Here is an 8,110-nt window from a genome sequence, read left to right on the forward strand (position 1 = left end):
GTTCGCGCCGGGCTGTGAGGTCGACGTGTTGAGATCCCGGATGTGAGGCTGCGCGGGCCAATCTGCCGGGATTTGTCTGTCAACCGCGGTAGCGACGGGTACTGGGGCCCCAACGTCTCCTCCGCCACCGACTTCCTCGACTGGTACGAACGCTGGCTCAACCACATCAGCGCCGGACGCGACAACAGGGCCCTGGAACTCACCTCACCTCGGCTTCGTGCCTATCCGAACCGCCATCGCGTGACTCCGAGGATCTAACTGTCCGTGACAGCTACACGGAATGTGAGCCAGAACCCGAGAATTGACGGCACCTCTGTCCGCTGGCGGTCGCCAACGTGTCGCAGCGCTGTGTCAGCAGGTGGTGACAGCCAAGCTGACGACGTAGTGCTCCTCGACCATCCGGTTCGGGAAGACCTCAGTCAGGAGGTCGCGCTCCTTGGCAATAAAGGTGTTCGTTGCTTCCTTGCCGAGGACGAGGAAGTCGGAGTAGCTGGCGAGGTTGGCGAGGTGCATGTCAAGTGGAACGCTCCGGGTCCACGGCACGTGCCGATGGACGAAGCCGAGCTCGGACGGCAGTCCGCGGAACCGGGCCATGGGGTCGTGAGGGCTGTCGTCGGCACCGAAAAGCCGGCGCAAGCGCGCGTCCTGGTTGGCAATCCACGGAATGGTGCTGTCTGAGTCGTTCCACCAGAGGGCGAGTGCACCACCAGTGCGTAGGACTCGGAGAGCTTCCGGAACGGATTTGCGCTGATCGGTCCAGTGCCAGGCTTGGGCATATGTGACGACGTCGACGGAGGCGGAGGCCAGCGGCAGGTTGTTGCCGTCCCCGATCACAAGGGGGACGTCGGGCAGGCTGAGACGGAACTGGGAGGCCATCCCGGGGCCGGGCTCGACAGCGATGACGTGCGCACCGCGGGCCCGGAGAAGCATCGTCGCCAGTCCGGTGCCGGCCCCGACGTCGACGACGCGAGCGCTCTCCAATGGGCGGCCGGTGAGTTCCTCGACCGCGTCGAGCAATTCGGACGGATATGAAGGACGGTTCGCAGCGTAGCTGGCGGCAGCCGTGTCGAACGAGCGGGCCTGCGAGGTGATGGTCATACGAACATTGTTGATGGCTGCAGGTACTTGGCGCCGGACTTTAACCCTTTCCGGCGACAGCAGGTAGTCACCCAGGACGTCGGTGAATGCACCAGCGTGACGGACAGATCGCCTCCCGGGGCGGGCGGCGAACTTGAGACAGAGTCGTCGGACGTCAGCTGGCGTCAACGTACGGGTCGACGGCGGCGAGGACCAGGCGCTGGAGTTCGGCCGGCTCCAGCGCCTCCACCTCCCACTGCACCGGGCGGCGGGGGTCGAAGCCGTAGCGGCGGGCGAAGACCGGCCACCTCGGATCGCCGCGCTTGCCCTCGGTCGCGGGCAGTTCGTAGGCGCGCACCTGCTCGTAGGCCAGCAGCACCCGCTCGGTGTGGCTCCAGCAGCCCGCGACGTACAGGGCGTGCTCCTGGCCCACGGTGCGGTCGAGACGGAACCAGTCGGGCATCTCCGCGAGGAACGCGTCCGCGCCCGTCCAGGCCGGCGGGACGTGGACCTCGCGGGCGGTGTCGATCAGGTCGGGGAAGCGGCCCTCCCGGCGGGCCTGCCAGGCCGTGGCGGCGGAGTGGCGCAGCATGTGCGGGCGAAAGAAGTGGGCGGCGGCGCGGGCCAGGCGGTCGAAGAGGTCCTTGGCGTTGGGATAGGACATCGCGCGTCCGAGGGGCGCGCGGAAGAGATTGACGAACGCCATCTCGCTCTCGGCCGCTACTGGACCGGCTGCGTCGCGTTCGTACTGGTAGTCGGCGTAGAGGGCGACCAGGTCGGCGGTGACTGGGACGATGCGGGAGCGGCGGGACTTGGCCAGCGCGCCGTTGGGGTCGTCCGTGCGGCGGCGGACGTGCAGGTGGGGGCCCTCAGTGCCGCAGCCGAGCAAGCGGGACGAGGCCAGCAGGTGCATGTCGCCGCGGTGCAGCCCCAGCGCCTCGCCGATCCGCAGCCCGGTACACGCCAGCAGCGTGATCAGGAACCGGTCCCTCGCCCGCCCCACCAGAGCGATCATCGCGGCGATCTGCTCGTGGCTGAGGTCCTGATGGCCCGGATCGGTCAGCGCGAACCGGAACGCAGCCGCCTCCACGGCGCGGAACTGGCCCGTCTCACCCGGGTCGTAGCCCGGCGGCAGATGAAACAACTGCTTCGGCTCAGACAGCACCGCCACCGTCTCGGACGTGACCCAGCCATGCACGGCGCCGAACCTGAGGAAGCCGCTGACCACGGTCATCACCGCGTTCGCCGTCCCGGGCGAGCGGAACCGCCGCTCAAGAGGCGGCCGCCGGCCCCGCGCTGGGAGGGGCTCGGTGATCAGCCACCGCTGCAGGTCCGCGAGCTCCAGAAACCGCGGAGCGGCCCAGTCGACGCCCCGGTCCCGGCAGTAGGTCAGGTCGAGCGCCACACGGCCCGCGTAAGCACGCTCGGTGTTCACCGAACACCCCCGCGACCGCAGCGACGCCAGATAGGCCGTGGTCTGCGGATGCAGAACGTAGGTGCCGGCATCCACCACCACCCACCGCACTCCACCATCGGCAGAGGTCAACCGGAACGCGAGGAAGTGAGGAGACACGTGCCGAACGTAACTGCCGCCCGGAGCACCGGGTGCCGAGCTTTCCGGAACACCTCTGCGCCGCAGGTCGGGGCGCGTACCCTACGTCCCCCACACCCAGGGCAACCCCAGATAAACAGAGACCCTGCAGTCGGTGCCCTGGCCCTGATCGGGCATCCCCGGCTCCCACGATCCCGACCGCTCCGCTGTACCGGATGCCACGCGCGCCTTCGAAGTGCGGCGCATCCGCCGTTCACAGTGCTGCCAGAACGAAGGTCAGCAGTGCCAGAGAGAGGGTGGCGCTGCCTGCGAAGGCCACGGCTCCGCGCAGCAGGGCGCTGGCGTAGGTGGCTCCGTCGAGGCGAGCAAGCAGGCCGGCCGCCGCTCCTACAAGGGCGCAGAAGAGCGCGACGACCGCGAGGAGTAGGACCAGGAGCATCAAGTGGACAAATGGAGTGTTCATGCCTTCTTCCCAAGTGATCGATGACGACGACTCCAAGGAATTTCGCGGTTCCGGTGTTCGCCGGGGTTCAGGGCGAACAAAGATGAACGAAGACGGTCGTCAGAGAGACGGGGAAGCAGGACATGGGGGACGTGCACGAGGATCCGTTGGCGGAACTCGCTCTGCGGCTGCGCACCCTCCGGGCGCAGCGAGGTCTGCAGATGGGCGGGTTGCGGCAGCGGACAGGGCTGGGGCGGACAACGGTCAGCCAGGCGCTGAACGGGCAAGTGGTGCCCACCGAGGCCACGCTGGTGGCCCTGGCGAGGGCCCTGGGCGCGGATGCGGAGCCGATGCTGGCCCTGCGCGAAGCCGCAGCGCGCCAGTCAGATGTCTCACCAGTAAGAGTGGTGCGGAGGCCGGTACGACCGAAGGTGGAGCCGGCCTTTGAGGAGCGGTATCTCAACTACGTGGCAGAGCGCCATTCCCAGCTGACCGTCGTAGGGCTGGACCTGAGCCGGCCAGAACGCGCGCGTTGGCCACTCGACGCCGCCTACTTGAGCCTGGAGCTGGCGGAGCGGCCAGAAGGCTGGCCTGCAGGCGGTGAGGAAGCGGACCGGCCGTCCGTCGTGGTGAAGCGTGCCGAGCACGCGTTGGCCAACTGCCGAAGGGTTCTTCTGCGAGGGCTCGCCGGCAGCGGAAAGACAACACTGCTGCAGTGGCTGGCCGTCGCCACGGCACGCGATGAACTACCGGAGGAACTGGGGGACTGGCGGGGGCAGATTCCGTTCGTCCTGCCACTGCGCACGCTGGTGCGGCGCGGGCCCCTTCCAGAACCACATGACTTCCTGTCCTCGGTCGGTACCCCCCTGGCCGCCTCACAACCTGAAGGCTGGGCCGATGCTGCACTCGCCAGGGGCGAAGCACTTGTCCTGGTCGACGGCATCGACGAGGTTCCTCAAGAACACCGGGGCGCCACGCGGGACTGGCTCGAGCGGCTCTTGGCGGCCTACAGGGACGCACGCTTCGTGGTCACCACGCGCCCGTCCGCTGTGCCGGAAGGCTGGCTGGCTTCGTCGCGCTTCACCGAACTGTCGGTACGCCCCATGAACGCTGTCGACACCGGGGTGTTCGTTGGCCGGTGGCATACCGCCGCCCGGCACGGTTCGACGACCGAGGCCGAACGGTCACAGCTGAGTGATCTCGAAGCAGCGCTCCAGGTCACCGTGCGTGCACAGCGTGACCTGGCGCAGTTGTCCAGCACACCCCTGATGTGTGCGCTCATCTGCGCGCTGCACCGGGACCGCCGCGGTCATCTGCCTCATAGCCGCATGGAGTTGTACGAGGCAGCTCTGTCGATGCTGCTCGTGCGTCGTGATCTTGAGCGCAGCATCGATATCCCAGAAGGTATTCAGCTCACCGAACACCAAAGCGTCCAGCTGCTGCAGCGTCTGGCCTACTGGCTCATTCGTAACCGCCAGACCGAGATGGACCGAGGTACCGCGCTGGCCCTAGTCGGCGATGCACTGCCTGCTATGCAGGCCGTGGCCGAGCAGGGTACTGCCGACCAGGTCCTGACGCACCTTATCGGCCGCAGCGGGCTCCTGCGCCAGCCCACCATGGACACCACCGACTTCGTCCACCGCACTTTCCAGGACTACCTCGGGGCCAAAGCCGCCATCGAAACCCACGACTTCCCCCTGCTGGTCAACAACGCCCACGACGACCAGTGGGAAGATGTCATACGCATGTCCGTCGCACACGCCCGGCCAACTGAAAGCGCTGATCTGCTGCGCCGGCTCGTCGCACGCGGTGATGCCGAGAACGAGTACAGGAACAGACTCCACCTCCTAGCGGCCGCCAGCCTGCAGTACGCCACCGAAATCGAGCCCGACGCCCGCAGACTGGTCGAACAGCGAGCACGCCTCCTGATGCCTCCCCGCTCTTCTGAGGAAGCGGAGGAGCTTGCGGCGCTGGGACCGGGCATCCTGGATCTTCTACCAGGGCCCCAAGCCCTGGAAGACGACGAAGTAGGTCCAGTCGTCAAAACCGCCACTGCCATCGGCGGCGACCAGGCATACGGCTTCCTCCGCCGCTTCGCGCAGTCCCTGCCTCCTGACTCAACACCCCACGAACTATCTGAGGGCTGGGAGCACTTCGAAGCTGATCAATACGCCCGCGACATCCTGCTCCCCTACCGAGGGAAAGACCGTCTATACGTGGAAGTACACACCCATGATCAGCGCAACGCGCTGCGACTCCTCAAACCCATCACCGACATCCACTTTCAAGGAGAATTTACAGAAGATCAGATCTTCGAGCACCTCTCACCCGAGCACACCCACACACTGCGCATCTCCTCATGCCGTTTGCTCAGGGATCTGAAATTCATCCGAAAACTCCCCGCCTTGAAAAGACTCAAACTATCCGAGTGCGCCCAACTAGGGCATCTTGAAGATCTCGTAGGGACTCCTCTCACCAGCTTGAGCCTCGCTAACCAACCACGCGAATTCTCCTTCGACGCACTGGATTCCTTGCCGGAGCTCACTAGTCTCTCTTTCTATACACACCTACCGTCAGAGAGCCTTGCGGACGTGCCGGCGCCGGAAGGCCTGACCTCCTTGAATCTGGGCTGGACCGACGCTTCTCTGAGTGGAATCTCAAGGTGGCAACAGCTGCAAGAACTGGCAATATCTGATGGACTGAATAACGCAGCATGGCAAGAAATTGCGGCACTCCCCCACCTGACAGAGCTGCTCATTTCTGGTTACGATCTTAAGCACGCTGTATCCCTACCAAGCGTTACCTATCTCCGACTTATGTCCCCGTCAGACCCACAACTAGACTTGGTTCCGAGCCTATTCCCCAACCTCCAACACTTCTTCATCAACTGCCAAGGAGTGCAGCCAGGCACCACTGACATCACCCCTCTGAGCCAGATCAAGGGCCTTCAGATATCCGTCGGCTACGCAAGCAGCGTCACCGGCCTCGAACGATTCACCCCAGAGGCAGTCCGGCTGTACCCGCGCCCACGGACAGCAAGCATCTGAGCGGTACTCAGCCCAAGTCCCGCATCGGATCCGACCTCAACGCCCATGCCGCCACGGCCAGAACAAACGTCCCTCGCACTCCAGTACCTCTAGATAATCGACATCAGGGCGGTGGACTCCGTGGCCCTCCTGGACCCCAAGGGCGCCCCTCACGACATCGTCCAGGCCATCGGTCGGGCACTGCGTCAAAAGCCGGGACAGGGGAAACTTGCCTCTCTGATCGTGCCGGTATTCCTCAAGGCCGATGAAGGGCCGGAAGATATGTTCACCTCGGAATCGTACAAGCCCTTGGTGAAGGTATTGGAGGGTCTGCGGGCGACGAAGAGGCCGTGGAATTGCTGGCGATTCCGCAGGAACCGCAGAAGGACGTGGTGCAGCCGTCCGAATACATCGGTCCGCCGCCCGAGGACGGTGAGGAAGAATCTCGCTTGCTGCTGCGTTTTGCGGCTCCGCGCGATCCGGTGATGGTCGCGGACTGGGTATCGTTCAACGTGATCGACACCGAGCGCCAGGACTGAGCGCGCGGCTGGTCGGCCCTCAAGCGCTTCGCCGACCGCGAGGGGCACGCCCAAGTGCCGTACGGGTTCAAGGAGGGCCCGTTCCCGCTCGGGGCGTGGGTCGCGGAGCAGCGGCGGGCGTACGGGGCCGGGCAGATGACCGGCAAGCGGGCGCAGCGGCTGGAGAAGCTGGGCATGGTCTGGAGCGTGGCCGATGAGCGGTTCCAGGAGGACCTGGAGGCCGCCAAGGCGTACTACGCGGACCACTGGAGGCTGTGCGTGCCCCGGTCCGCGACGGCGCTGGACCGGCCGGTGGGGCAGTGGCTGTCCAACCTGCGCCGCCCCGGCGCGCTGGGCGATCGTCCCGAGTGGAGGACGGCGCTGGAGGCCGTGGACGAGGACTGGGCCCCGGCGTGGTCGGCGGAATGGCCGCGGCACTTCGCCGTGCTCCGCGAGCTCGTGCGGGACGAGGAAGGCCCGGCGGAAGTCCTGCCCGGTTTCACCGTCCATGGGATGGACATCGGGCGGTGGCTGGCCCGGCAGCGGAAGCCCGAGGTGTGGGCAGCCCTGGCGGAGGGTCAGCGCGAGCGCCTGGAGGCCATCGGTGTCACCCCGCTCCCCGTAACCGTGCACCCGGAGCTGCCGCCCGGGGCAGGGTCAACCTCGCCCGCGAAGACTCTGAGCGCCTTCGACAAGGGTGCCGCGGCCCTGGCGCAGTACAAGGCCCGCACGGGCTCCGTGAAGGTCCCCAGGGCCCACGTAGAACAGTTGCCGGACGGGACGGAGGTCAAGCTCGGAGTCTTCCTGTCGAACACCAAGTCCAGGCGCGCGAAGCTGACCGTCGACAAGCTCGCCACGTTGGCCGGCCTCGGGCTGGAATGGGCTGCCACGGGAGGAGCGGCGTGATGACCGCGCATGACCAGGAGGCCGGGCAGCAGCCGGTCAGCGCTGACCCGCGTCAGCGGATGGGCGACTACCAGACGAGGGCGGTCAACGCCCGCATGCGGGTCCATGCCGCCCTCGCGACCGCCGGGCTGGAGCCGGATGAGGCGGACGAACTCGTCTGCGCGATGGAGGCCGGCGCCGTCGCCGGGGCGCACTGCTGGGTCGAGGAACTGGACGGCTGCGCCCCGGACGCCCACGGCACCGCGTACGGCGAGGGCTGGGACGGCGGAGTGGACCGGGCGCTGGACGTGCTGGTGTCCACCGCCGACAGCGCCTACCGGCAGCGCGGGCGCGCCCGAGTCACCAGATCGCTGCTGATCGGCGGGGAGATCCTCCACAGTCGGCTCACGGCCACAGGCCTGGCCAGGGAAGAGTAGGGCTGGCCGATCCGCCGGGCAGCGCACCTGATGGCTGGTGGGCAGCGGCGAGACCGGCGAAGGACCCCGGGGCCCACGAGGCGGATTCTTGGGGTCCTCGCAACACCTGATGGCTTACGTGGTCGTCAGTAGATCACGCAGGCGCTCGGCTGGGGTTTTCCAGCCGAGCGTTT

At 66.6% G+C, this 8,110-nt stretch carries 7 protein-coding genes and 1 pseudogene; 5 read left to right on the plus strand and 3 right to left on the minus strand.

Annotation, left to right across the window (positions count from 1 at the left end; translation table 11 throughout):
* Positions 1 to 93 precede the first annotated feature (93 nt).
* Positions 94 to 258 (plus strand): annotated as a pseudogene (locus ACF1CT_RS37200) (SMI1/KNR4 family protein); the annotation flags it as partial.
* Positions 259 to 351: 93 nt separating this feature from the next.
* Here ACF1CT_RS37200 and ACF1CT_RS37205 read toward each other — a convergent pair.
* From ACF1CT_RS37205 to ACF1CT_RS37215, 3 genes are all read right to left on the minus strand, one after another.
* Positions 352 to 1,098, minus strand: a complete 747-nt coding sequence (locus ACF1CT_RS37205) for a class I SAM-dependent methyltransferase (RefSeq protein WP_391788463.1) — start codon at positions 1,096 to 1,098, stop codon at positions 352 to 354.
* A gap of 154 nt (positions 1,099 to 1,252) precedes the next feature.
* Entirely contained in the window at positions 1,253 to 2,650 is a 1,398-nt protein-coding gene (locus ACF1CT_RS37210; RefSeq protein WP_391788464.1) for a tyrosine-type recombinase/integrase, read from the minus strand.
* A gap of 232 nt (positions 2,651 to 2,882) precedes the next feature.
* Entirely contained in the window at positions 2,883 to 3,092 is a 210-nt protein-coding gene (locus ACF1CT_RS37215; protein ID WP_391788465.1) for a hypothetical protein, read from the minus strand.
* A gap of 122 nt (positions 3,093 to 3,214) precedes the next feature.
* On the opposite strand from ACF1CT_RS37215, the gene ACF1CT_RS37220 reads away from it, so the two are divergent.
* The 4 genes from ACF1CT_RS37220 (at position 3,215) to ACF1CT_RS37235 (ending at position 7,937) form a co-directional block, all read left to right on the plus strand.
* Positions 3,215 to 6,118 carry an NACHT domain-containing protein gene (locus ACF1CT_RS37220; RefSeq protein WP_391788466.1) on the plus strand — a complete coding sequence of 968 codons (2,904 nt, stop codon included), beginning with the start codon at positions 3,215 to 3,217 and terminating at the stop codon, positions 6,116 to 6,118.
* A 329-nt stretch (positions 6,119 to 6,447) separates the two neighbouring features.
* Positions 6,448 to 6,636: a hypothetical protein gene (locus ACF1CT_RS37225; RefSeq protein WP_391788467.1), complete on the plus strand. Its 189-nt coding sequence runs from the start codon at positions 6,448 to 6,450 to the stop codon at positions 6,634 to 6,636.
* 54 nt (positions 6,637 to 6,690) lie between these two features.
* Positions 6,691 to 7,521: a helicase associated domain-containing protein gene (locus tag ACF1CT_RS37230; protein WP_391788468.1), complete on the plus strand. Its 831-nt coding sequence runs from the start codon at positions 6,691 to 6,693 to the stop codon at positions 7,519 to 7,521.
* A complete protein-coding gene (locus ACF1CT_RS37235) occupies positions 7,521 to 7,937 on the plus strand; it encodes a hypothetical protein (protein ID WP_391788469.1) in 417 nt (138 codons plus the stop codon). The genes ACF1CT_RS37230 and ACF1CT_RS37235 overlap by 1 nt, the downstream gene beginning before the upstream one ends.
* Positions 7,938 to 8,110 lie beyond the last annotated feature (173 nt).

Origin of the sequence: Streptomyces sp. NPDC014734 (genome assembly GCF_043083325.1) — a bacterium.
Taxonomy (GTDB): Bacteria; Actinomycetota; Actinomycetes; order Streptomycetales; family Streptomycetaceae; genus Streptomyces.